Origin of the sequence: Amycolatopsis sp. EV170708-02-1 (genome assembly GCF_022479115.1) — a bacterium.
Lineage (GTDB): Bacteria > Actinomycetota > Actinomycetes > Mycobacteriales > Pseudonocardiaceae > Amycolatopsis.
In genome coordinates this window covers 5991618-6012313 of record NZ_CP092497.1, presented here as the reverse complement: position 1 = coordinate 6012313, position 20696 = coordinate 5991618, and the positions used below count along the sequence as shown (strand labels likewise).

The following is a 20696-nucleotide window of genomic DNA, read 5'->3' as shown; positions in this document are numbered from 1 at the left end:
ACCATCGTGGCTCTACTGCGGAAGTTGACCGCCCTGGCCGGCACCGCCGGGGCCGTGCGCGCCTACGTGCGGAAGAACCCCGAGAAGGTCTCCAAGGCCGTGAACAAGGCCGCGACCTTCGTCGACCACAAGACCAAGGGCAAGTACCACAGCCAGATCGACGGCGCGGTGCGCAAGGTGGACGGGATGACCGGACGGCCGCCGCGCCGGCCCTACGAGCACTAAGCCTCGGCGAGCGTCTCGAGGATCTGCTCGCCGTACTTCGCGAGCTTGTTCTCGCCGACGCCGCTGACGGTGCCCAGCTCCTGCAGCGTGGACGGCCGTTTGGTGGCGATCTGGCGCAGGGTCGCGTCGTGGAAGATCACGTACGCGGGCACGCCCTGCTCCTTCGCCGCCGCGGCCCGCCACGACCGCAGCAGCTCGAACACCGGCGCCGCCTCGGCGGGCATGTCGGCGGCCGCGGCCTTCTTCGCGCTGGAGCGGGCCGCGGCCTTCGCCGCCCGCTCCGGCTCGCGCCGCAGCTGGACCTTCCGCGTCCCGTTCAGTACCTCCGCGCTGCCCTCGGTGAGCACCAGCGAGCCGTAGTCGCCCTCGACCGCCGCGAGCCCCTGCGCCAGGAGCTGCCGCACGACGGCCCGCCACTCCGGCTCCTTCAGCTCCGTGCCGATCCCGAAGACCTTCAAAGTGTCGTGCCGATGCTGGGTCACCTTCGGGGTCGACTTGCCGAGCAGGATGTCGATGATCTGCCCGGCGCCGAACTTCTGGCGCCGCTCGTTCTGCAGCCGGACGATGGTCGAGAGGAGCTTCTGGGCCGGGATCGTGCCGTCCCAGGTCTCCGGCGGTGCCAGACAGGTGTCGCAGTTGCCGCAGGGCTCGCTCCGCTGCCCGAAGTAGCTCAGCACCTGCACACGGCGGCATTCGACCGTCTCGCACAGCGCCAGCATCGCGTTGAGATGGGCGCTCAGCTGCCGCTTGTGCGCGTCGGATCCCTCCGAGGTGTCGATCATCTTGCGTTGCTGGACGACGTCCTGGAGGCCGTACGCCAGCCACGCCGTCGACGGCAGCCCGTCGCGGCCCGCGCGACCGGTCTCCTGGTAGTAGCCCTCGACGGACTTCGGCAGGTCCAGATGCGCGACGAACCGGACGTCGGGCTTGTCGATGCCCATGCCGAACGCGATCGTCGCGACGACGATCAGCCCGTCTTCGCGCAGGAACCGCGACTGATGCTTCGCGCGGGTCCGCGCGTCGAGCCCGGCGTGATAGGGCACCGCCGGGATCCCGTTCTCCACCAGGAAGTCCGCGGTCTTCTCCACCGAGTTCCGGGAAAGGCAGTAGACGATCCCCGCGTCGCCCTTGTGCTCGGTGCGCAGCAGCTCCAGCAGCTGCCGCTGCGGCGAGTTCTTGCCGACGATCCGGTACTGGATGTTCGGCCGGTCGAAGCTCGCGACGAAATGCCGCGCGTCCTCCAGGTTGAGCCGGGACGCGATCTCGGCGTGCGTCGCCTTCGTGGCGGTGGCGGTGAGTGCGATCCTCGGCACGTCCGGCCAGCGCTCGTGCACTGCGGACAGCATCAGGTAGTCGGGCCGGAAGTCGTGACCCCACTGGGAGACGCAGTGCGCCTCGTCGATCGCGAAGAGCGAGATCTTGCCGCGGTCGAGCAGGCGCACCGTCGACTCGACCGAAAGCCGTTCCGGCGCCAGGTACAGCAGGTCCAGCTCGCCGGCGAGGAACGCGGCCTCGACCCTGTTCCGCTCGGCGTAATCCTGCGTCGAGTTCAGGAACCCCGCGCGCACGCCGAGGTTGCGCAGCGCGTCGACCTGGTCCTGCATCAACGCGATCAGCGGCGAGATCACCACGCCGACGCCCGGCCGCACCAGCGCGGGGATCTGGTAGCACAGCGACTTCCCGCCGCCGGTGGGCATGAGGACGAGCGCGTCACCGCCTGCGATGACGTGTTCGACGATGGCGTGCTGGTCGCCGCGGAAGTCGTCGTAACCGAAGACGCGGTTCAGCGTTTCAAGGGCTTCCGAGGTACCGATGTCGGGGGCTGCCACCCGGACGATTCTAGGGGCGGGGTCCGACAGTCCCCGCGCGGCCAGGGCCCGGCCTAGTCCTCGGTCGCCTTCCGGCGTTCGCGGCGGCCGCGGGCGATCTCGGTGGCGAGCGCGTCGAGCGGTCCGGCCCAGAACCGCCGGTACTGTTCCAGCCAGCCGTCGATCTCCTTGAGCGGGCCCGGATCGACCGAGTACAGCCGCCGTGCGCCCTCGGCGCGGACCGTGGTGAAGCCGTTTTCGCGCAGGACGCGCAGATGCTGGGACACCGCGGGCTGAGAGATCCCGAATTCGGCGCGGACCACCGTGGTCACGTCGCCGGAACTCTGTTCCCCGCCCGCCAGCAGTTCCAGGATCCGGCGGCGCACCGGATCCCCGAGGACGTCGAACGCGTGCATCCGGCAACTATCACGGCCTGGGCTTATATAAGTCAAGGTTGCAAGGCCGGGGTCACCTCGCGGTGGCATCGTGGGCCGCAGACGCAGGAAGGGGAATCGATGAAACTGGCCGAAGTGGTGGCCGACGGGTTCGGCCGCGTCCAGGAAGTGGTGCACGACGCCGTCGAGGGCTGAACGCCGACCAGCTGATCGCGAGCCCGGCGCCGGGCGCGAACACGATCGCGTGGCTGGTGTGGCATCTGGCCAGGGTGCAGGACGATCACGTCGCCGATCTGATGGGCACCGAGCAGATCTGGACCGCGCAGGACTGGGTCGGCCGCTTCGGGCTGCCCTTCCCGGCGTCGGACATCGGCTACGGACATCGCCCCGAGGACGTCGAGGCGGTCCGTGTCGGCTCCGCCGACCTGCTGACCGGGTACTACGACGCGGTGCACGAGGCGACGGCGGCCTGGGTCGCCGGACTCGGCGAGGCCGACCTCGACCGTATCGTCGACGAGGCGTGGGATCCGCCGGTCAGCCTCGGGGTTCGCCTGGTCAGCGTGCTTTCCGACGATCTCCAGCACGCCGGGCAGGCGGCCTACGTCCGCGGGCTCGTACTCCGTTATACGTAGGCGAGGTGCCGCTCCACGACGGACGACGGGAGCGCCACCGGCGGAAACACTGGTCGCATGAGTACTTCCACAGTGCGGCGACCGCCGATGACGCTCACCCCGCGGTGGCGGAAACTCGTCCTCGTCGTCCATGTCGTGTCTTCGCTCGGCTGGCTCGGGATCACCATGGTGAACGCGGTCCTGACCTTCACCTCCGTGTTCACCGACGACGCCCGGCGTCAGCACGCCGCCATCCTGATGATGGAGCAGGTCGGCGGCTACCTGCTGCTGCCGGTGAGCATGACCGCCCTGGTCAGCGGGATCGTGCTCAGCGTCGGCACGAAATGGGGACTGGTCAGGTACAAATGGGTCGCGATCAAACTCGTGCTGACCCTGATCGCCGCCGGGCTGACCCTGTTCTCCCTGCTGCCGGGGATGAGGGAGCTGGCGGCCGCCGCCGAGTCCACTATGGACGGTGCGTTCGTGGAAATGGGCCGTCGCGTGGACGGGTTCTACCCGATCATCGTGTCCACGACGATGTACGTGACCATGACCGTGCTGTCGGTGTACAAGCCGGGCGGCAAGACGCCGTACGGGCGCCGGGTGACCGCCACGCGGCTTCGTGACCGGCAGCCGGCTTAGAACTGTTCGAGGGCTTCGTCGATACGGTCGGCCTCGGCGCGCAGATCGTCCAAGACGGTCTGCGCGGCCGCGGTCTCACCGTTCGCCGTCTCTTCCTCGAGTTCGGCGTCGGCGAGCCGTCGCCGGAGGTCGTTCGCCTTCTCCGTGGCCTTTTCGGCCCGGCGTTCGGCGCGGGAAAGGTCGATCTCGGCCTGCTTGCGGGCCTTGGCGAGATCGGCCGCCTCGCGCCGGAGCCGGTTGAACTCCGCCACCCGCTTCTGTTCGCGTTCGGCCTCTTCGCGGGCCTTGTCGATCCGCTCCTGTTCGGCCTTTTCGGCGGCCGCGCGTTTCGCCTTCCGCCGATCGTCCAAATGCGACACCGTGGCGGGCTTTTCGCGCTCCGGGGCGGGTTTCCGCTTCGGCTGCGGGATGAACCCGCTGGTCAGCCATTGGTCGCCGGAGCTGTCCGCGCCGCTGCTGAGCCGTCCGGCCAGGGCGAGCGCCGCCACTGCGGGATCGGCCACGACGGCTTCGAGGGTGGCTTCGACTTCGCGGCTGACGGATTCGCTCATCGAACGTTCGTCCCGCAGGATCCCGTTCACCAGCTCCTGGCGCCGCCGGGCCAGCTTGCGCAGGTCTTCACCGGCCAGCGCCGAATGCGCCTTGCGGAGATCGTCGCCCAGCCTGGCCAGCTCCGCCAGCTCGGGGGACCCGGCGCGGCGGTTGAGGATCGTGGCCGCGAGTGTCGGCTTCCGCAGGGCGCGGATACGCTCGGCCAAGGCCGCGTCGCCCGCCGCCTTGGCCTCTTTCGCCCGCTGGTTGCGCATCGCGACGAACTCGGCCGGATCGCCGGCGTAGAGCTCGTCCGCGACCTCGTCGAAGTCCATCGCCCTCCGCAGGTTCGGTAGCCGCACGCGTCCGACGATGATCCCACGAGACCCGGTGACGCTCCACTCACGCGGCGGATTGCCCGGAGCCGGTCGGACCAAGGGCGGATCGGCACTTTGGAGGTGGCGCGGCCCGGATCACGGCACAACGATGAACAGCGGGGGGAAGCCACCAGCCGCTGGAGGTACGAATGTCCGTGACCGAACGCGCTCCCGTTTCCCCGCGAGCGCATTTCCTCGGCTCCGGACCGTATCCGGAACACCGATGGCGAGTGATCCTCTGGTCCGTTCTCGCCGGCTTCGCGCTGACGGTGATCTGGTCGGCGCCTTTTGTGGACAGTGTGATCGGGGACAGCGTCGCCAACACCCTGCTGGGGCACGACGCCAAGGCGACCCCGATCGGCGGAGTGCTGGCCGGAACGTTCTTCGCGTTCGTCTCGGGCCTCGCCGGGACGTTCACCGCGTGCAACATCGCCGCTTTCGGTGCCGTCGCCCCGCTTGTCGGCGGAGGAGCCACCGGGCGGCCGAAGTTCATCGACACCTTGAAGCCGCTGGGCTGGATCGCGGCGGGGATGTTGACGGTTTCCGTGGTGTACGGCGTCGTCGTCGCGCTCGTGGGCACCCGGATGCCGCAGTTCTCGACCGTCTCGTCGCCGGGCGGGCTCACGCCGCGGAACATCCAGTCGATGATCGTCTACGGCGTGATCGGGATCGTGTTCATCGTGCTGGGCCTGGCTTCCGTCGGCGTCGTCCGCAACCCGATCGCCGGGCTCACCCGCCGGTTCCCGTCGGCGCCGCTGGTGCTGATGGGCGCGCTCATCGGCGGGTTCCTGATCGGCAGGCCGTTCCCGCTGTTCCGGATGATGTTCCGCAGCGCGGCCGAAAGCCACAACGTCTTCTACGGCGCGGCCGCGTTCGCCCTCCAATCGGTCGGCAACATCCTGGTGATGGCGCTGTTGTTCCTGCTGCTCACCCACGGCACGGGCGGGCGGCTGCAGCGGTGGATGCTCGCGAAGCCCACCCGGATCGCCGTGGTGACCGGTGCGGCGTTGCTGGTCGCCGGGACGTTCACGCTGCTGTACTGGGACCTGCGGGTGCTCGGCCGGACCGGCGTCATCTGGTATCCGACCATCAAGTGGTGAAGAGCCGCGTCAGCACCTGCTCGACCGAATCCTGAAGGCACCTCGCCGCGTCCTCCCGGCCGGCGAGGTGTTTCAGCAGGCCCTGCTGGAACAGGCCGTCGAAGAGCGCGTACGTCGTCGATGGTGCGAAATCCGTGGGCTTGCCCAGCAGCTCCGCGTACCGGGACACGACCCGCCAGATCATCAGTTCGAGTGTCTCGTCGATCGCTAGCACATCGGCCTGGAACAGCTTCTCGAACAGGCTTTGGTTGCGCAGGTCATACCAGAGCCTGTGCAGCCGGGCGTTTTCACGCAGCGTGGCGGCCGTCGCGGCACCGAAGGCCGTCTTCAACGCTTCGGCCGTTTCCGCGGTCTCGACTATCCGGTCGTACCGGGTGACGCATTCGGCCTTGTACTGCTTGACGCAGTACGTGATCAGCTCGGCCTTGTTCCGGAAGTAGTAGTGCAGTACCCCGTGGGAGAACTCGGAGTTCTGCGCGATCTCCCGCAGGCTCGTGCGCGCGTAGCCCAGTTCGGACAAGGTGACCAGCGCCGACATCGCCAGCTGCGCGCGCCGTTGGTCGAATCTGTCCACCTGGCGGGTCTTGTCGCCGCTGCGGTCCGCCACGTCGGTCACGGTTCCCGGTTCCCGTCGCCTCGGGTGCCCGCCCGGCCACGAGCACGTCGTCGGATTCTAGCCCGGGAAAGGGTTTTCTGGCGTGCGACAGAATTACTCGAGCCATTCGGTGATGAAATGGTCGCTTTCGTGGATGTGGACGGCTTCGTAGACTTCCGGGCCGATCACGGCGAACTTGTGCGGGGTGTCCGCGGGCACGACCAGGACGTCGCCCGCCCCTCCTTCGCGCTCGGAATCGCCGATGGTGAACCTGGCCCGGCCGCGGATGATGACGAAGGTTTCGCGATACGGGTGCTGGTGCAGCCTCGGTCCGGACCCGTCGACGTCGGTCCGTTCGCGGATGATCGAGACTCCGGAGCCGATGTCGCGGCCTTCGACGTTTTCCAGGGTTTCGGTGGTCATTCCGCCACTGTAACCCTGGTTTCGGGCACCGTGCGCCTATTCGCCGCGGTCGACCACGAACGCCGAAAGGCCGACCAGCAACGCTCTGGCCGGCCGGTCGGGAAGGCTCAGCGCGAGGTCCCTCGCCTTCGAGGCGTACCCGTGGGCTTCGGCCAGGGCACGCACGACGCCGGCGGACTCGCGCAGGAGCCCCAACGCCTCCCGGCGGACCGCCGGATCGGAAACCGGCCCGTGCCCGATGATCTCGCGCAGCCGAGCCGCGCCGGGCCCGTCGTCGTCGAGCGCGTGAAGCATCGGCAAGGTGACGATGCCTTCGCGGAGATCCGTACCCGCGGACTTGCCGAGGTCGGTGGTGGACGCCGAGATGTCGAGCACGTCGTCGGAGATCTGGAACGCCACGCCGATCAGTTCGCCGTACTGGCCCAACGTTTCGATGGTCCGCTCATCCGCGCCCGACACTTGCGCGCCGAGCCTGCCCGCCATCGCTATCAGCGACGCGGACTTGTCCGCCATCACCTGGATGTGGTGCTCGTACGGTGCGTGACGGCCGCAGTCTTCGAACGGCCCTGTCGTCTCCAGGAATTGGCCGCGCACGAGCCTGCCGAACGTCTCCGCCTGCGAGCGCAACGCGTAGTCGCCGAGCCCGGCACCGACCCGCGCCGCGCAGGCGAGCACGTAATCTCCGACCAAGACGGCTTTCTTGTTCCCCCACAAGGAGTTCGCACTGGTGACCCCGTGCCGCATCGGCGCCTCGTCCATGACGTCGTCGTGGTAGAGCGTCGCCACATGGACCAGCTCGACGAGTACGGCCGCCGAGATCGCCTCGTCCCGCCCGTCGCCGAACGCGGCTCCGGCCAACGCCATCAACGGGCGAAGCCTCTTTCCGCCCGCGCGGACGAGATGGGTGGCGGCTTCGGTGAGCTCCGGATGACCTGGGCTGCGCAACACCTCCTGAAGTCTTTCCTCGACCCGGGCGAGCCCGGTGCGGAGTTCGGCGGCGAATTCCACGTGCCCCTCGAGGGCCGGGTCCAGCCCGAGTTCCGTGACGATCGTGGTCGTGTTCACGCCCTCCAGCATCCGAGCCGGAGGTGCGTGACCGCCTGACGCGCGGGAGGGAGATCGCTCCCTCCCGAGAGGGAAACCGCCCCGGTCAGAAGGGCGGTTCCGGATTTCCGGCGGCCACCGGCGTTCGCTCCCACGCGCCGTCCGACGGCGTGCCGGCCGAGCTCCGGCCCGCTTTGTTCACCTTCGCCGTGGCATACCGCAGCGACGGGCCGATCTCGTCGACGTCGAGCTCCACCACCGTGCGTTTCTCGCCCTCCTTGGTTTCGAACGATCGCTGTTTCAGCCTGCCCTGCACGATCACCCTCGTCCCCCTGGTGAGCGACTCGGCCAGGTTCTCCGCGGCCTGCTTCCACAGCGCGCAGCGCAGGAACAGCGGGTCTCCGTCGCGCCATTCCCCGCTCGCGCGGTCCAGGACGCGGGGTGTCGACGCGACCGTGAAGTTCGCGACCGCGGCTCCCGACGGGGTGAACTTCAGCTCCGGATCGGTCGTCAGGTTGCCGATCACCGTGAGCACCGTTTCTCCGGCCATGGGACTTTCCTCCTCTGCTTCGCGCGCGGCCCCGGACGGGCCCGCTGTCGCCTGGGAAGAGGAGACCACCGGGGTACGACAGTTTTCGGCGTCCCGCGGCGATCGGATGTCATGACAGGGTCGTTCAGGGCATTCCGGAACCGGAAAAGCACTCTCCGAGCCGGGCGAGCCCTTCGTCGATGCGGCCGGAACCGACCAGGCCGTAGCCGATCACCAGGCCGCCGCGTGTTCCTCCGTACGTGGACAGGCTTTCGACGGCGACTCCGGCCCGAGCCGCCGCGGCGACCGCACCGTCCACAGTGACCGTCGCGTGTGGAGAGACCGGCGCGCACAGATGGAGCCCGGCGCTGGAAGGAACGATCTCCAGCGAGTCTCGCAGCTCGTCGCGGACGAAGGCCAGGATCCGGTCTCGTCGCGCCGAATACTCCCGGGTGGCCTTGCGTACGTGGCGGGCGAGCAGCCCCTCGTCGATGAAGCTCGCCAACGCCGATTGCGTGACGAGGTCCCCGTGCCAGTCCATGAGCTGCTTCGCCTGCCGCAACGCCGGGCGCAGTGAGCCGGGCGCGACGAGGAAACCCAGACGCAGCAAGGGAAGCAGGGTTTTCGAGAAGGATCCGACGTAGAGCACCCTGCCGTCGTGGTCCAGGCTTTGGAGCGGTTCGAGCGGCCGATCGGAGAAGCGGTACTCGCTGTCGTAGTCGTCCTCGATGATCACCGCGTCGTTCCGTTCCGCCCACGCCAGCAACGCCGTCCTCCTGGTGAGTGACATCGGCGTACCGAGCGGGAACTGGTGCGAGGGCGTCGTATAGATCAGACGGGTGCCCTTCGTCAGCGCGGTGACGTCGAGGCCTTCGGCGTCCACCGGCACCTTCACGATCCGGGCGCCGTGAGCGGTGAAAAGCCGCTCGGCCGGGGGATAACCGGGGTCTTCGACGGCGACACGCGTGCCGGGTTCGATCAAGACCCGGCCGATCAGGTCGAGGGCCTGTTGCGCGCCTTGGGTGACCAGGACGTCCTCGGCGCCGGTTCGCACGGATCGGGCGGCGCCGATGTGCCGGGCGATCGCCACCCGCAGCGCTTCGAGCCCGGCGGGGTCGGCGTACCCCGATGGTGGCAGCAGCGAGGGCCGGAGTGCCTGGTTGACCAGCCGTCGCCAGGTCCGCAACGGGAACAGGGCCGGATCCGGGGCGCCGACCCGGAAGTCGAACTCGGGCCGGTCGTCGCCGACGGGGCCCGGCGGCGAACTCCACCGCGCGATGGGCCGCACCCCGGTGCCCGCGGGCGCGGCGCGCTTCGCACGTGCCACGAAGCCGGGGCTGACGAAGGTCCCGCGTCCGACATGGCTGTCGAGGAAGCCTTCGGCGGTCAGCCGTTCGTAGGCGACCGCGACGGTGTTGCGCGAGACGTCGAGCTCGCGGGCCAGTTCCCTGGTCGGCGGCAGGCGTTCCCCGGCGCGCAGGCGTCCGTCGAGGATGCCGTCGCGGAGCTGGCGGTAGATCCGCGCGGCCAGGTCGGCGTGCCCGTCGAGGCTGATGTGGAACGGCACGTGCCGAGCCTATATTGGTCCAACCGGATTGACGGATATTGGCGCTGGGATGTGGCCAATCCGGTGCTTAGGTTGAGCGTATGAAGCGACTGACCTCGGCTCAGCTGATCAGCTCCGTCGGCGACGGCGCCTACTACGTCAGCTCGGCGCTGTACTTCACGCTGATCGTCGGGCTTTCGCCCGCGCAGGTGGGACTCGGCCTCACCGTGGGCTGGGCGGTCGGCTCGGTGGCCGGGGTCGCCCTGGGGCAGCTGGCCGACCGCCGCGGGCCGAAGGGCACGGCCGTCCTGCTCGCGCTGGGCACGGCCGCGTCGGTCACGGCGTTCCTCTTCGTGGGCTCGGTCTTCGCGTTCGTGATCGCGGCCTGTGTCTACGCCTGTTTCCAATGCGGTCTCGGCGCGGCACGGCAGGCACTGCTCGCCGGTCTGATCGACCCCGCCGAGCGCACCACGTTCCGCGCCCGGTTGCAGGCGATGTCCAATGCGGGGATCGCGATCGGCGCGGCGCTCGGTGGGATCGCCTTGGCGATCGGGACGCGGGAAGCGTTCCTTACCGTGTTCGTCGTCGACGCGCTGACCTTCGTCGCCGCGGCTTTCATGCTCCGCAAAGTGCCTTCGGTCGCTCCGGTGCCCATCCGGGCGGGTGAGCCGTCCGTGGCCGTCCTCCGCGACCGCCCGTACGCGCTTCTGGCGCTGCTCAACATGATCATGCTGCTCTACCTGCCGCTGTTCAGCCTGGTCCTCCCGCTGTGGATCTCGACCCGGACCGCGGCGCCGAGCTGGCTGGTCTCGGCGATGCTGGTGCTCAACACGGCGAGTGTGGTGGTGTTCCAGGTGCGGGTGGCGCGCGGCGTGACCGGCCTGCGTGGCGCCTCCCGCTACGTCCGGCACGCGGGGCTGCTGCTTTTCGTCTCCTGCCTGATCTTCTCGTTCTCCGCCATGGGTGATTCCGCGTGGGCGGCGGCGCTGGTCCTGCTCGCGGGGGCCGCGCTGCAGGTGGTGGGGGAGATGGCGCAGGCGGCGGGCTCCTGGGAGATCGGCTTCGGTCTCGCGCCCGACGGCAAACAAGGGCAGTACCAAGGGCTATTCGGTGCGGGGACGGCCATCGCCCGGATGCTCGGCCCGGTTCTGCTGACCGGTCTGATCCTGGTCGGCGGGACGGCTGGCTGGGTGGTGCTGGGCGGGTTGTTCCTGCTGGCGGGGACGCTCACCGCGCCCGCCGTCCGCTGGGCGGAGCGGACCAGGCCGAAGCCCGGTCTGGGAGTCAGTCCTCGAGTGCTCGCCTGAAGTGCTCCGCGAGGTCGAGCTCCGCGGCCTCGTCCCGGGCGCACCAGACGAAGGCGTCGTGTTCCTCGGGGTCGAGCACGACCTCGCCCGGATCCTCCTCGGCGAGCGCGTACACCGCGGCGTGGATCCGCATCGGCCTGCCGGCGACGTCGTCCCAGCTGTGGGTGCCGCGTTCGCCGGTGACGTGGACGGTCAGCCCGGTCTCCTCGGCGAACTCGCGGACCACGGTCTCGGCGGGGCGCTCGCCGGGCTCGACGGTCCCGCCCGGCAGTTCCCAGCGGCCGCCCAGGAACGACGACGGCTGCCGCCGGATGAACAGGATCTTTCCGTCGCGGATGAGCCTGCCGTATGCCAAGTACTTGTCCGTCACGAGCGAATCCTCCCGCATCCGGAATGTCTTCCTGATCGAGGACCGAAACTGTCCGCAATCCCTCGTAACGTGGGCTTTATGGAAAACACCGAGATCCGCCCCTTCCGCCTCGACATCCCCCAGGAGCAGCTGGACGAGCTGCACGCGAAGCTCGACAGCACGCGCTGGCCCGCGCCGCTCCCCGGCGACGGCTGGGACACCGGAGTGCCGGTGACCTGGCTGCGCGGACTCGCCGAATACTGGCGCGACGGCTACGACTGGCGCGCCGCCGAACGCGAGATCAACCGCCACCCGCAGTTCACCACGGTCATCGACGGGCAACGGATCCACTTCCTGCACGTGCGCTCGCCGGAAGCCGATGCGACGCCGCTGGTCCTCACGCACGGCTGGCCGGGGTCGGTCGTGGAGTTCCTCGACGTCATCGGTCCGCTCACGGACCCGAAAGCGTACGGCGGCGACCCGGCGGACGCGTTCCACCTCGTGATCCCGTCGCTTCCGGGCTTCGGTTTCTCGGGCCCTGTCTCGGATTCCGGATGGACCATGCCGCGGATCGGCCGGGCGTGGGCGGAACTGATGCGCCGGCTCGGATACGAACGCTACGGCGTGCAGGGCGGCGACCTCGGCGCCTCGGTGTCGCCGGAGGTGGCCAGGACCGCGCCGGACAAGGTGATCGGCGTGCACGTCAACGGCGGGCTGACACCGATGCCCCCGATGTCGCTGTCGGACGAGGAACTCGCTTCGCTCACCGACGTCGAACGTGACCGCATCAAGCGGATCGGCGCTTTCATGCAGGAGGAGTTCGGCTACATCGCGATCCAGTCGACGCGGCCGCAGACCCTCGGCTACGGGCTCGTCGACTCCCCGGTCGCGCAGCTGGCCTGGATCATGGACAAGTTCCGCGAGTGGACGCATCCGCGCCCCACGCTGCCGGAGGAGATCATCGGCAGGGACCGGTTGCTGACCAACGTCATGTTCACCTGGCTGACCGGCACGGCTGCTTCGTCCGCGTACGTCGGCTACGCGCAGGCAGAGACCTGGGGAGCCGTCGAGAAGAACTCCGGCGTGCCGACGGCGGCGCTGATCTTCGCGCACGATGTCGGGATCCGGCGGTACTCCGAGCACGCCCACACGATCGTGCGATGGACCGACGTCGATCGCGGCGGGCATTTCGCGGCGTTGGAAGAGCCCGAGATCCTGGTCTCGGACGTACGGGAGTTCTTCCGGTCCCTCAAATGACGAGGACGGTCGTCTCGCCGAGGAAGCGGCCGTAATCGTCCACTTCGGACTCCAGCCCGGTGATGGCGGATCGAGGAAGCACGGCGAAGGGCTCCACGACGACCTTCGTCTGCTTCGCGGTCCGCTTGGTGTGCCAGGTTCCGGCGATCCGGCCGTTGACGAGTACGGTCGGCGCGATCATCCCGCCACCGGCGTTGACGCGTTTCGCCTCGGCCGGATCGAGGAGCAGATCGCGGTCGCGGTAGCCCAGCAGGTACGTGTCGAAGGCGCCGAGCAGACGCGGCGGACAGGGAAGAGCGGTCAGCTCGGTCCGCGCAAGCGCGAAACCGCCACCGGCGGGCACGAGATCCAGTGCGGCGAAAGCCTTGCGGCAGAGTCCGAGCGGGAGCCCGGACCAAGCACCGAAGTCCTCGGCGGTCGCGATGCCGTACGCGGTCAGGTACCGGTGGGCGAGCTCGGTATGCGGTTCCGCCGGGGCATGGTCTTCGGTGGTCCATTCGTCGAGGAGCACGTACGTCGGCTCTGTCCCGGCGTCGTGGCCCCGGCACAGCAACCCGCGATTGGCCGCATACGCCAGGAGATGGGCCGGGGCCTGAGACTTCGCGTCGAGCGCGATGCCGTCGGCGGCCAAGCCGTCGAGGATCTCTTGGCGGGTGAGTGCCTTGCCGGGCAAGAGATCCTGGAGCTTGTCGAGCGCTCGGTCGCAGAGTTCGTCGGTGAGGCCCAGCTGCCGGCGGCGGCCCTGCCCCGCCTGGACGTTTCGCGGCCCGAACAGGCGGTTCAGCCAGCGGAGATCCACCGTCGGTACCGAGTGGAGCGTCTTGCGCATCAGCCAGGTGCGCGCCACCTCGCGGGACGCGTCGACGTCCTGCGCGGTCAGGCCCCGGCTACGGGCCCGGAAGGCGAGCCGCGCGGCAGGCGTCGCTTGCGCCTGGACGGCGGCGACGGAGGTGGCGACGGTGAGCACGTCCGCGGCCGGCTCGGTCAGCAGTTGCGCGCGGGCACGGACGGCGCGGATGTCGTTGTCGGACGGCGTCACCCGCTGACGATCTCATGGGCGTTCACCGGTTCGGTGTGCACGACCGCTTCCGCGAGACGCGGGAGGACCTCACGCAGCCGCGCCTCGACGCGGTGGGCAAGGCGGTGCGCCTCGGTGACCGTCAGCCCCGCCTCGACCGACACCGCCAGCTCCGCGCGCAGACTGTGCCCGATCCAGCGCATCCGCAGGTCCCGCGTGCCGAGCACGCCGGGGACCTCGGCGGCCGCGTGTTCGGCACGATCGACGTCGGCCGGGTCGACGGCGTCCATCAGGCGGCGGAAGACCTCCTTGGCCGCGTCGCGCAGGACGAACAGGATCGCGACGGTGATGGCGAGACCGATGATCGGGTCGGCCATCGGGAACCCCAGCCCCACCCCGACGGCGCCGAGCACGACGGCGAGCGACGTGAACCCGTCGGTGCGGGCATGCAGGCCGTCCGCGACCAGTGCGGCCGAGCCGATCTCGCGGCCGACGGTGATCCGATACCGGGCCACGAGTTCGTTGCCCGCGAAGCCGATGACCCCCGCCGCCGCGACCACCCACAGATGCTGGACCGGCCGCGGATCGAGCAGCCGCTGCACGGATTCGTACCCGGCGAGGAAGGCCGAAGCGGCGATGAGCAGCACGACGAGCACACCGGCCAGGTCTTCGGCGCGGCCGAGCCCGTAGGTGTAGCGGCGGGTGGCGGCGCGGCGGCCGAGCAGGAAGGCGATACCGAGCGGGAGCGCGGTCAGCGCGTCGGCGAAGTTGTGGATCGTGTCGCCGAGCAAGGCCACCGATCCGGTGATCAGCACGAGCGCGAGCTGGACGACGGCGGTGAGGAACAGGGCGGCGAACGACCAGATCAGCGTCCGGACGCCGCGTTTGCTGGTCTCCAACGCGCTGTCGACGCGGTCTGCGCTGTCGTGGCTGTGCGGGGTCAGAAGGTGCCGGAGACGGCTCTTCGCAGGCTGGTGGCCATGACTGTGTCCATGCCCGGGCATCTTCCACCTCACTGTTCTGATACCTGCGCAGTCATGCAGGTACGCAGCCAGAAGGATAGCGGCTATCCTCCTGGTATGCACGAGTCGGTTCCGGATTTCGAGATGCCCACCGAGGAGCAGGTCCACCTGGCCGCGGAGACGTTCCGGCTGCTCGCGGATCCGACGAGGGTGAAGGTCCTCTGGGCGCTCCTGCAGGGCGAGTCCTCGGTCGCCTGTCTCGCGGAGCTGGCGGGCGCGGCGCCGACGGCGGTCAGCCAGCACCTCGCGAAACTGCGGCTCGCGGGCGTGGTGAAAGGCCGCCGTGAGGGGACGTTCGTCTACTACTCGGCGGCCAACGATCACGTCCGTGGCCTGCTCGCGCAGGCGTTGTTCCACGCCGACCACATCGATCGCGACATCCCGGCACTGCATTCGGCGGCGAAACCCCACCGTCCGGCGGCGCGCTGAATCCGGCTACGGTGGAGCCGTGACCCAGTCCTCGCGCCCGGCCGTCCTGCGGTGGCTGCTGCTGTGCGTGGTGGCGCTGGGGCTCGTCGGCATGCACCACGTCGTCGCCGAGTCCGGCCACGACGCGGGGCACTCCGCGGTCGCGATGGCGGATCCCTGTTGCGCGGACACGCCTTCGCACGACGACGGTGGACACAGTGGACTGCACCTGTGCCTCGCGGTGCTCGCCGCGGGTGTGCTGCTGATCGTCACCTGGCTGCTCGTACGCGATGGACGGACGGCGGCGACGTGGAAGTCACGGCGGGCGGGCGGTTCGGCGTCGGGCCGTGATCCGCCCCGCTGGAGACCGGTACCGGAGAATTTGTCCCTCCTCTGCGTGTTGCGGGTGTGACAGGCGGGTTCGTCCCGCCCTGCCCGAAACCGATTCGAGGAAGAACCATGACCAGCAGGAAACTGGTCGGAGCGGCACTCGCCGCCCTGGCCTCCTTCGCCGTGCTCACCGGATGCGCCAGCTCCGACACCGCTTCCACCGGGCACGACATGTCCACCGTGAAGGCGCCGGCCCCCCAGCATGCCGGCCACAACCAGGCCGACGTCACGTTCGCGCAAGGGATGATCCCGCATCACGAACAGGCGCTCGCGATGGCGAAACTCGTCGACGGCCGCACCCGGAACGCGAAGGTCGTCGACCTCGCCGCCCGGATCCAGAAGGCGCAGGATCCGGAGATCCAGCAGCTGAACGGATTGTTGAAGGGCTGGGGAGTGGCGCCGTCGGGCGAGCACTCCGGACACGGCTCGGCGTCCGGCATGATGACCGAGGACGATCTCGCGAAACTCGGCAAGGCCAAGGACGCCGCCTTCGACAAGCAGTGGCTGGAGATGATGGTCAAGCATCACGAAGGCGCGCTCGAAATGGCGAAGACCGCGCTGCGGCAGGGTAGTAACGCCGAGGTGAAAGCCTTGGCGCAGAAGGTGATCGACGGTCAGCAGGCCGAGATCACCGAAATGCGCGCGCTGCTCGGCTGAGCGGGACGGTGGCGCGGGCCCGGGATCAACCGGCCCGTGCCACCGCCTCCCGGAAATGCGCGCACTGGGTGAAGTCGTCGTGCTCGCATCCGAGAGCACAGTCGATGATCGCCAGCGAGGCCTGCGCGGTCGCGATACGTCGCTCGAGTTCCTGCTTGTGGTGCTTGAGGATCGCTTCGCGCTCGCTGGGCTTCTGGAACATCTCGCGGATGCCGTCGAGGCTCAGCCCCGCTTCCTTCGCGCGCAGGATGATCGCGATCCGGTAGAGGTCGTTGTCGTCGTACCGCCGCCGATCGCCCGTCCGCGCCGGCTTGAGCAGGCCCACGGATTCCCAATGGCGCAGGACGTGCGTCGCCAGGCCGAAGCGCTCCGCGACCTCGCCGACGCTCAAGGTGCTTGACTTCATGTCGTCATTAAGTCGGACGATCCGGGGTATGTCCATGTTGCAGCGGCTCGACGCCGCCGATGCCCTGCCGGGAGCCGCCGAACTGCGGGCCCGGACCTACGAACTGCTCCGGCTCGAACCGGGTGACGCGGTGATCGACGTCGGCTGCGGCGCCGGGCTGGCAGTCTCGGAGTTGTCGTCGCGGGGTTTCCGCGCTACCGGCGTCGACCTCTCGGCCGAGATGATCGACGAAGCGCGTCGCCGGTCGCCTGAGGGGGATTTCCTGCTCGGCGACGCCTGCGCGCTGCCAGTGGAGGGCGGGTTCGCGGGCTACCGGGCGGACAAGGTGTTCCACGAACTGGCGGAGCCGGAGCTCGCTCTCGCGGAGGCGCGGCGGGTTCTGGTCCCAGGTGGACGGATCGTCTTGTCCGGGCCCGATTGGGAAGGCCTGATGATCGACTCCTCCTATCCGGCGCTGACGCGGGAGATCGTGCGTGCCCGGGCTTCGGTGATCGCCGCGCCCCGGATCGCGCGCGGGTTTCGGCGGCTGCTCACCGGATGCGGGTTTCGTGATGTCTCGGTGGAGGCGGTCGTCGGGTTTCTCGGCGGGGAATCGTTCGTTCGCGGGCTGGTGGAGGTCGCGGTCCGGGTGGGGGCGATTTCCGTTGAAGAGGGGGAGTTTTGGCTGGCGGAGCAGGTTGATTGTGTTGCCGTGCCACAGTTTCTGGCTTCCGGACTGGTCTGAGTCGCTCTCGTCGGAAACTGTCGGTGGTCGGTTGTACGTTCTGTGTGTGGACACTCTCAACGCCACTGTGGCGCTATTGAAGGAAATCACGTCGTCGGATGCTCTTCGGGAGGTCAATGCTTCACTGGATTCGTTGGGGGACAACGATGCCATTGATGCCGCGGTGGCGGCGTCGGAGGGGATCGCACGGTTGGAGGCGGTCCGGTTCCGTGCGCTGGGGCGGTTGAGCCGTCATCGTGATGGGGCCGGCAGTGTGGTGCAGGAGGTTGCGCTCGCTCTGTCCGTTGTGGACGGTCACGCTGCCGGTCTGGTGTCGACGGCTGAGGCGTTGACCACCCGCCTGCCGTGCACGCTGGGGCTGCTGGACCGGGGGAAGGTGGGCGGCTTCGGAGCGATGAAAGTCGCCGCCGCCACCGCCTGGCTTTCCGATGAGGACGCCCGCGCGGTGGATGCGGTGTTGGAGGACCGGCTGCCGGACAGAAACTCTGATCAGATCCGGAAGGCGGCGAATCACGCGGCGATGATGGCCGACCGTGAGGGTGCGGCGCGGCGGGCTGAGCGGAATCGTGGCGGGCGCCGGTTGACGGTGCGGCAGGGGGAGACCGGAGTGGCCTCCATCGAGGTCGAAGACGGGCCGGTGGAGAAAGTCGCCGCCGCCTACACCCGCATCGACCGCGAGGCACGCGCGCTACGGGCCGGTGGCGAGACACGCACGCTGGACCAGCTGCGGGCGGATGTCGCTCTTGATCTTCTGCTGGGTGGTCAGGGTGGGACGAGTGAGCGGTCGGAGGTGTTCCTCTATATGGACCTGCACACGTATCTGGGGTTGAACGATGATCCCGCGGAGCTGGCCGGACACGGGCACATCCCCGCCTCACTGGCGCGGGAGATCGCTTCTGGGCCGAATACGGTGTTGCGGCGGATCATCACCGACCCACTCTCCGGACAGGTCCTCGACTTGGGCCGTGACCGGTATCGGCCGACGGCGGGCCTGGGCGAGTTCGTGCGGGTGCGGGATCGGGAGTGCCGAAGACCCGGTTGTCACCGTGTGGCGCAGGCCTGCGACCTTGATCATTCGCTGCCGTGGCAGTTCGGCGGGCATACCGCCGATACCGAGCTGGTCGATCTGTGCCGCCGCGACCACCGGTTGAAAGACGAACCCGGCTGGAACTACCGACTAGGCCCCGACGGAACCCTCACGATCACCACACCTACGGGGCAGAGGTACGACAGCTCACCTCCGCCACTGCGCCAACCCCGCGCCGAGGAACCACCGCCGTTCTGAGCCGTTGCCGGAAAACGACGACGGTGTTGTCGGGGATTGGCGATGGGTCGGGGGATGTGGATGTTGTTGCTGCTGCGGCGGATCACCGGCCCGTCCTCGGGGCAGGTTCTCGACCTCGGGCGGGATCGGTATCGACCCATGGCTGGAGCGGACGAGTTCGTGCGGGTTCTGAGCTGTTGCCGGAAAACGACGATGGCGTTGTCAGGAATTGGCGACGGGGCAGGGACCGTGAGTACCGAAGACCCGGCAGCCACCGCATCCCAGGCCTGCGACCTCGACCACTCGTCGCCCTGGCAATTCGGTGGTCATACCGCCGATACCGAGCTGGTCGATGCCTGAACGACAAACCCGGCTGGATGGGCCCCTCACCATCACCAAACCCACCGGACAGAGCTACGACGGCTCACCCGCCACTGCGCGCACCCCGCGCTGACGAGTCACCATTCTGAGTCGTTGTCGTGCGTTGCGATCGCTATCGGCCGCATGGAGGGACCTGTGCGGCGCCACCGTGACCCGGTTGCCGGAAAACGGCCATGCGCTCACCAGAGAACCCGGCTCGATATCAGCTGACTGCCCCACGAACCCCTCACCGAGGAACCTGGCGGCTCGGACGAACCTCGCCGTTCAACCCGTCGCCGAAAAGCGGCAACGGGTTGATCAAGGACCGCCATCACGACGTACTTCTTCGATGCCCCGCCAGGCCCGGAGCCAGGCCCGGCGCCATGCCCGCGCGATCCCGCGGCGGCCGCGAAGAGCCGCCGCCGAAATCCGGCCAGGCGCCTCCGCCGCCGAACAGCATCAACCGCCGTCACCGGCGAGTGCCGACCACCGACATCCCGAGCACCAGCTCGTTCGCGGGATCGCAGCCGAGGAGGTCCTCGACCAGTTCGTCGCGAAGCGCGGCGGTGAACGTGACGTTCAGGCCCAGCGCGGTCGCCAGCAGGTACACGGTTTGGCTGAGGTGGCCGACGTCCATCAGCAGCACGCGGTACGTGCGGCTCACCGGGTACTTCCACTGGTTCCGCTCGATGACGCTGGTGTAGATCAGCAGCGCGCCCGCGTTCCCAGCCCACTGCTGGTCGCCGGCGAGCGCGATCAGCTGGTCGTCGTCGATCTTGCCGTCCAGCGGGGTGAGGCCGTGCCGGAAGCCGTCGTAGTGGTAGACGCCCTGGGCCAGGCCCTCGACGTTCCTCGCGTAGACGTACACCTCTGTCGGATGCCGCGCCCCGCCCGAAGGGCTCGTCTTGAAGACGTTCCCGGTGGCGGGGATGTCGGGATGCGTTTCCGGCCTCGTCGCCCTGGCCGCCGTGAGAAGCGCGCTCAAATCGGGCAGCCGCAAGGGTTCTTCACCGAACTCGCGGACACTTCTGCGCCGGCTCAGCGCGTCGCCGAGCCCGATCGTGTTCAGTGGTTCCGGTGACGGTTCGGGCAGCGCGATCGTGTGGTGCTCGCCCGACGGCCTCACTGGAGAAGGCGGAGGGCTGACCTTCGCCTTCTCCAGCAAGGTTTTCGCCGTCGTTTCGCTGGTCGTGAACTCGGTCTCGCGCAACGAGCGGGTGCCGAAGTGAAACGCCCGCGCGGACGTTCCCCAAGGACCCCAATCGCGAAGGATCTCTTCTTCGCGTTGTTGCCGGTGAGAACCTTTCACCACCAGTACTTCGTACCGGATCATCGCTCGCGCGATACGGACGAGCCTTTCCCCGATCTCGGGATTCTCATCCGCGTCGCGGACCGATTCCGGTTCTCGCCAAGAACTGAACCATCGCAGGACACGTTCGGTTCCTTCGGCGAGTTTGAGCTGGCGATGTCCGAGGTGATCGTCCCAGACGACGTCACCATCGGACCAATAGAGCGTTCCGCATGAGGAAACCCTGACCAGCATCGAATGTCTTGCGCCCCAGTCCCCAGTAATACTTTCCGAATACTTCAGGTCATTCAGCGTCGCGAGCGGAAAGGAGGCCCGCCGTGCGGCGGCTCGAACCCGCCCCAGGTGCTCTGCGCCTTGTACTCCGCTTCGAGCTCGTACAAGAACTCCTCGTCGTCCTCA

25 protein-coding genes and 1 pseudogene are annotated in these 20696 nt (G+C 68.6%); 13 read left to right on the top strand and 13 right to left on the bottom strand.

Annotated features, from left to right (window positions below; genetic code table 11):
• Window positions 1–6: 6 nt before the first annotated feature.
• A complete protein-coding gene (locus MJQ72_RS27085; protein ID WP_093936308.1) occupies window positions 7–225 on the top strand; it encodes an antitoxin in 219 nt (72 codons plus the stop codon).
• Here the strand turns inward: MJQ72_RS27085 and recQ are convergent.
• Together recQ and MJQ72_RS27075 are read right to left on the bottom strand one after the other, a co-directional pair.
• Window positions 222–2054 (bottom strand): DNA helicase RecQ, encoded by a 1833-nt coding sequence (recQ, locus tag MJQ72_RS27080; protein ID WP_240593825.1) that lies wholly within the window; start codon window positions 2052–2054, stop codon window positions 222–224. The genes MJQ72_RS27085 and recQ overlap by 4 nt on opposite strands.
• A gap of 53 nt (window positions 2055–2107) precedes the next feature.
• Complete coding sequence (locus MJQ72_RS27075) at window positions 2108–2449, bottom strand: helix-turn-helix transcriptional regulator (protein ID WP_240593824.1); 342 nt, start codon at window positions 2447–2449, stop codon at window positions 2108–2110.
• Between the two features lie 99 nt (window positions 2450–2548).
• On the opposite strand from MJQ72_RS27075, the pseudogene MJQ72_RS27070 reads away from it, so the two are divergent.
• Both MJQ72_RS27070 and MJQ72_RS27065 read left to right on the top strand, forming a co-directional pair.
• Window positions 2549–3060 (top strand): annotated as a pseudogene (locus tag MJQ72_RS27070) (DinB family protein).
• A 57-nt stretch (window positions 3061–3117) separates the two neighbouring features.
• Window positions 3118–3681 (top strand): hypothetical protein, encoded by a 564-nt coding sequence (locus MJQ72_RS27065; protein ID WP_240593823.1) that lies wholly within the window; start codon window positions 3118–3120, stop codon window positions 3679–3681.
• Here MJQ72_RS27065 and MJQ72_RS27060 read toward each other — a convergent pair.
• Window positions 3678–4547 (bottom strand): hypothetical protein, encoded by an 870-nt coding sequence (locus MJQ72_RS27060; protein ID WP_396427009.1) that lies wholly within the window; start codon window positions 4545–4547, stop codon window positions 3678–3680. The two genes, MJQ72_RS27065 and MJQ72_RS27060, sit on opposite strands and share 4 nt — an antisense overlap.
• Window positions 4548–4738: 191 nt before the next feature.
• Between MJQ72_RS27060 and MJQ72_RS27055 the strand changes: the two genes are divergently transcribed.
• Window positions 4739–5689 (top strand): hypothetical protein, encoded by a 951-nt coding sequence (locus MJQ72_RS27055; protein WP_240593821.1) that lies wholly within the window; start codon window positions 4739–4741, stop codon window positions 5687–5689.
• Here MJQ72_RS27055 and MJQ72_RS27050 read toward each other — a convergent pair.
• The 5 genes from MJQ72_RS27050 to MJQ72_RS27030 all read right to left on the bottom strand — a co-directional run bounded on the left by MJQ72_RS27050 (window position 5679) and on the right by MJQ72_RS27030 (window position 9847).
• On the bottom strand, window positions 5679–6305 hold the full coding sequence (locus MJQ72_RS27050; RefSeq protein ID WP_240593820.1) for a TetR/AcrR family transcriptional regulator: 627 nt from the start codon (window positions 6303–6305) through the stop codon (window positions 5679–5681). The two genes, MJQ72_RS27055 and MJQ72_RS27050, sit on opposite strands and share 11 nt — an antisense overlap.
• Before the next feature lie 93 nt (window positions 6306–6398).
• Complete coding sequence (locus tag MJQ72_RS27045; protein WP_240593819.1) at window positions 6399–6707, bottom strand: cupin domain-containing protein; 309 nt, start codon at window positions 6705–6707, stop codon at window positions 6399–6401.
• A 36-nt stretch (window positions 6708–6743) separates the two neighbouring features.
• Complete coding sequence (locus MJQ72_RS27040; protein ID WP_240593818.1) at window positions 6744–7772, bottom strand: polyprenyl synthetase family protein; 1029 nt, start codon at window positions 7770–7772, stop codon at window positions 6744–6746.
• 85 nt (window positions 7773–7857) lie between these two features.
• Window positions 7858–8301 (bottom strand): single-stranded DNA-binding protein, encoded by a 444-nt coding sequence (locus MJQ72_RS27035; protein WP_016335879.1) that lies wholly within the window; start codon window positions 8299–8301, stop codon window positions 7858–7860.
• Window positions 8302–8425: 124 nt separating this feature from the next.
• Entirely contained in the window at window positions 8426–9847 is a 1422-nt protein-coding gene (locus tag MJQ72_RS27030) for a PLP-dependent aminotransferase family protein (RefSeq protein WP_240593817.1), read from the bottom strand.
• An 80-nt stretch (window positions 9848–9927) separates the two neighbouring features.
• Between MJQ72_RS27030 and MJQ72_RS27025 the strand changes: the two genes are divergently transcribed.
• The gene (locus MJQ72_RS27025) at window positions 9928–11133 is read left to right on the top strand and encodes an MFS transporter (protein WP_240593816.1); all 1206 of its coding nucleotides are present in this window, start codon (window positions 9928–9930) and stop codon (window positions 11131–11133) included.
• Here MJQ72_RS27025 and MJQ72_RS27020 read toward each other — a convergent pair.
• The gene (locus MJQ72_RS27020) at window positions 11111–11503 is read right to left on the bottom strand and encodes an NUDIX hydrolase (protein WP_240593815.1); all 393 of its coding nucleotides are present in this window, start codon (window positions 11501–11503) and stop codon (window positions 11111–11113) included. The two genes, MJQ72_RS27025 and MJQ72_RS27020, sit on opposite strands and share 23 nt — an antisense overlap.
• 78 nt (window positions 11504–11581) lie before the next feature.
• Between MJQ72_RS27020 and MJQ72_RS27015 the strand changes: the two genes are divergently transcribed.
• A complete protein-coding gene (locus tag MJQ72_RS27015; RefSeq protein ID WP_240593814.1) occupies window positions 11582–12739 on the top strand; it encodes an epoxide hydrolase family protein in 1158 nt (385 codons plus the stop codon).
• Here MJQ72_RS27015 and MJQ72_RS27010 read toward each other — a convergent pair.
• Together MJQ72_RS27010 and MJQ72_RS27005 are read right to left on the bottom strand one after the other, a co-directional pair.
• Window positions 12732–13778 carry a winged helix DNA-binding domain-containing protein gene (locus tag MJQ72_RS27010; RefSeq protein ID WP_240593813.1) on the bottom strand — a complete coding sequence of 349 codons (1047 nt, stop codon included), beginning with the start codon at window positions 13776–13778 and terminating at the stop codon, window positions 12732–12734. The two genes, MJQ72_RS27015 and MJQ72_RS27010, sit on opposite strands and share 8 nt — an antisense overlap.
• Window positions 13775–14761 (bottom strand): cation diffusion facilitator family transporter, encoded by a 987-nt coding sequence (locus tag MJQ72_RS27005; RefSeq protein ID WP_240593812.1) that lies wholly within the window; start codon window positions 14759–14761, stop codon window positions 13775–13777. Before MJQ72_RS27005 ends, MJQ72_RS27010 begins: the two co-directional genes overlap by 4 nt.
• A gap of 75 nt (window positions 14762–14836) precedes the next feature.
• Here MJQ72_RS27005 and MJQ72_RS27000 point away from each other — a divergent pair, with 75 nt between their 5' ends.
• From MJQ72_RS27000 to MJQ72_RS26990, 3 genes are read left to right on the top strand one after another with little or no spacing between them, the layout of a single operon-like run.
• Window positions 14837–15208: a metalloregulator ArsR/SmtB family transcription factor gene (locus MJQ72_RS27000; protein ID WP_240593811.1), complete on the top strand. Its 372-nt coding sequence runs from the start codon at window positions 14837–14839 to the stop codon at window positions 15206–15208.
• Between the two features lie 19 nt (window positions 15209–15227).
• Window positions 15228–15599 carry a DUF6153 family protein gene (locus tag MJQ72_RS26995; RefSeq protein WP_240593810.1) on the top strand — a complete coding sequence of 124 codons (372 nt, stop codon included), beginning with the start codon at window positions 15228–15230 and terminating at the stop codon, window positions 15597–15599.
• A 47-nt stretch (window positions 15600–15646) separates the two neighbouring features.
• On the top strand, window positions 15647–16234 hold the full coding sequence (locus tag MJQ72_RS26990) for a DUF305 domain-containing protein (protein ID WP_240593809.1): 588 nt from the start codon (window positions 15647–15649) through the stop codon (window positions 16232–16234).
• 25 nt (window positions 16235–16259) lie between these two features.
• Here the strand turns inward: MJQ72_RS26990 and MJQ72_RS26985 are convergent, their stop codons facing one another.
• Window positions 16260–16640 carry a MerR family transcriptional regulator gene (locus tag MJQ72_RS26985; RefSeq protein WP_240593808.1) on the bottom strand — a complete coding sequence of 127 codons (381 nt, stop codon included), beginning with the start codon at window positions 16638–16640 and terminating at the stop codon, window positions 16260–16262.
• Between the two features lie 28 nt (window positions 16641–16668).
• Here MJQ72_RS26985 and MJQ72_RS26980 point away from each other — a divergent pair, with 28 nt between their 5' ends.
• Genes MJQ72_RS26980 through MJQ72_RS26970 form a run of 3 tightly spaced genes read left to right on the top strand, consistent with a single transcriptional unit; the run spans window position 16669 to window position 18988 of the window.
• On the top strand, window positions 16669–17364 hold the full coding sequence (locus MJQ72_RS26980) for a methyltransferase domain-containing protein (protein WP_240593807.1): 696 nt from the start codon (window positions 16669–16671) through the stop codon (window positions 17362–17364).
• Between the two features lie 46 nt (window positions 17365–17410).
• On the top strand, window positions 17411–18649 hold the full coding sequence (locus MJQ72_RS26975; RefSeq protein WP_240593806.1) for an HNH endonuclease signature motif containing protein: 1239 nt from the start codon (window positions 17411–17413) through the stop codon (window positions 18647–18649).
• A 60-nt stretch (window positions 18650–18709) separates the two neighbouring features.
• Window positions 18710–18988, top strand: coding sequence for a hypothetical protein (locus tag MJQ72_RS26970; RefSeq protein WP_240593805.1), 279 nt, complete (start codon window positions 18710–18712; stop codon window positions 18986–18988).
• Window positions 18989–19457: 469 nt separating this feature from the next.
• On the opposite strand, the gene MJQ72_RS26965 is transcribed toward MJQ72_RS26970, so the two are convergent.
• The gene (locus MJQ72_RS26965; protein ID WP_240593804.1) at window positions 19458–20198 is read right to left on the bottom strand and encodes a SagB/ThcOx family dehydrogenase; all 741 of its coding nucleotides are present in this window, start codon (window positions 20196–20198) and stop codon (window positions 19458–19460) included.
• A gap of 15 nt (window positions 20199–20213) precedes the next feature.
• Here MJQ72_RS26965 and MJQ72_RS26960 point away from each other — a divergent pair, with 15 nt between their 5' ends.
• Entirely contained in the window at window positions 20214–20513 is a 300-nt protein-coding gene (locus MJQ72_RS26960) for a hypothetical protein (protein WP_240593803.1), read from the top strand.
• Window positions 20514–20696: the final 183 nt, after the last annotated feature.

Coding starts and splice junctions, on each gene's coding strand:
- MJQ72_RS27015 (WP_240593814.1), top strand. CDS start 11,582: ATGGAAAACACCGAGATCCGCCCCTTCCGCCTCGACATCCCCCAGGAG.
- MJQ72_RS27000 (WP_240593811.1), top strand. CDS start 14,837: ATGCACGAGTCGGTTCCGGATTTCGAGATGCCCACCGAGGAGCAGGTC.
- MJQ72_RS27025 (WP_240593816.1), top strand. CDS start 9,928: ATGAAGCGACTGACCTCGGCTCAGCTGATCAGCTCCGTCGGCGACGGC.
- MJQ72_RS27035 (WP_016335879.1), bottom strand. CDS start 8,301: ATGGCCGGAGAAACGGTGCTCACGGTGATCGGCAACCTGACGACCGAT.
- MJQ72_RS26985 (WP_240593808.1), bottom strand. CDS start 16,640: ATGAAGTCAAGCACCTTGAGCGTCGGCGAGGTCGCGGAGCGCTTCGGC.
- MJQ72_RS27005 (WP_240593812.1), bottom strand. CDS start 14,761: ATGCCCGGGCATGGACACAGTCATGGCCACCAGCCTGCGAAGAGCCGT.
- MJQ72_RS27055 (WP_240593821.1), top strand. CDS start 4,739: ATGTCCGTGACCGAACGCGCTCCCGTTTCCCCGCGAGCGCATTTCCTC.
- MJQ72_RS27060 (WP_396427009.1), bottom strand. CDS start 4,547: ATGGACTTCGACGAGGTCGCGGACGAGCTCTACGCCGGCGATCCGGCC.
- MJQ72_RS26980 (WP_240593807.1), top strand. CDS start 16,669: ATGTCCATGTTGCAGCGGCTCGACGCCGCCGATGCCCTGCCGGGAGCC.
- MJQ72_RS27075 (WP_240593824.1), bottom strand. CDS start 2,449: ATGCACGCGTTCGACGTCCTCGGGGATCCGGTGCGCCGCCGGATCCTG.
- MJQ72_RS27045 (WP_240593819.1), bottom strand. CDS start 6,707: ATGACCACCGAAACCCTGGAAAACGTCGAAGGCCGCGACATCGGCTCC.
- MJQ72_RS27065 (WP_240593823.1), top strand. CDS start 3,118: ATGAGTACTTCCACAGTGCGGCGACCGCCGATGACGCTCACCCCGCGG.
- MJQ72_RS26990 (WP_240593809.1), top strand. CDS start 15,647: ATGACCAGCAGGAAACTGGTCGGAGCGGCACTCGCCGCCCTGGCCTCC.
- MJQ72_RS26970 (WP_240593805.1), top strand. CDS start 18,710: ATGTTGTTGCTGCTGCGGCGGATCACCGGCCCGTCCTCGGGGCAGGTT.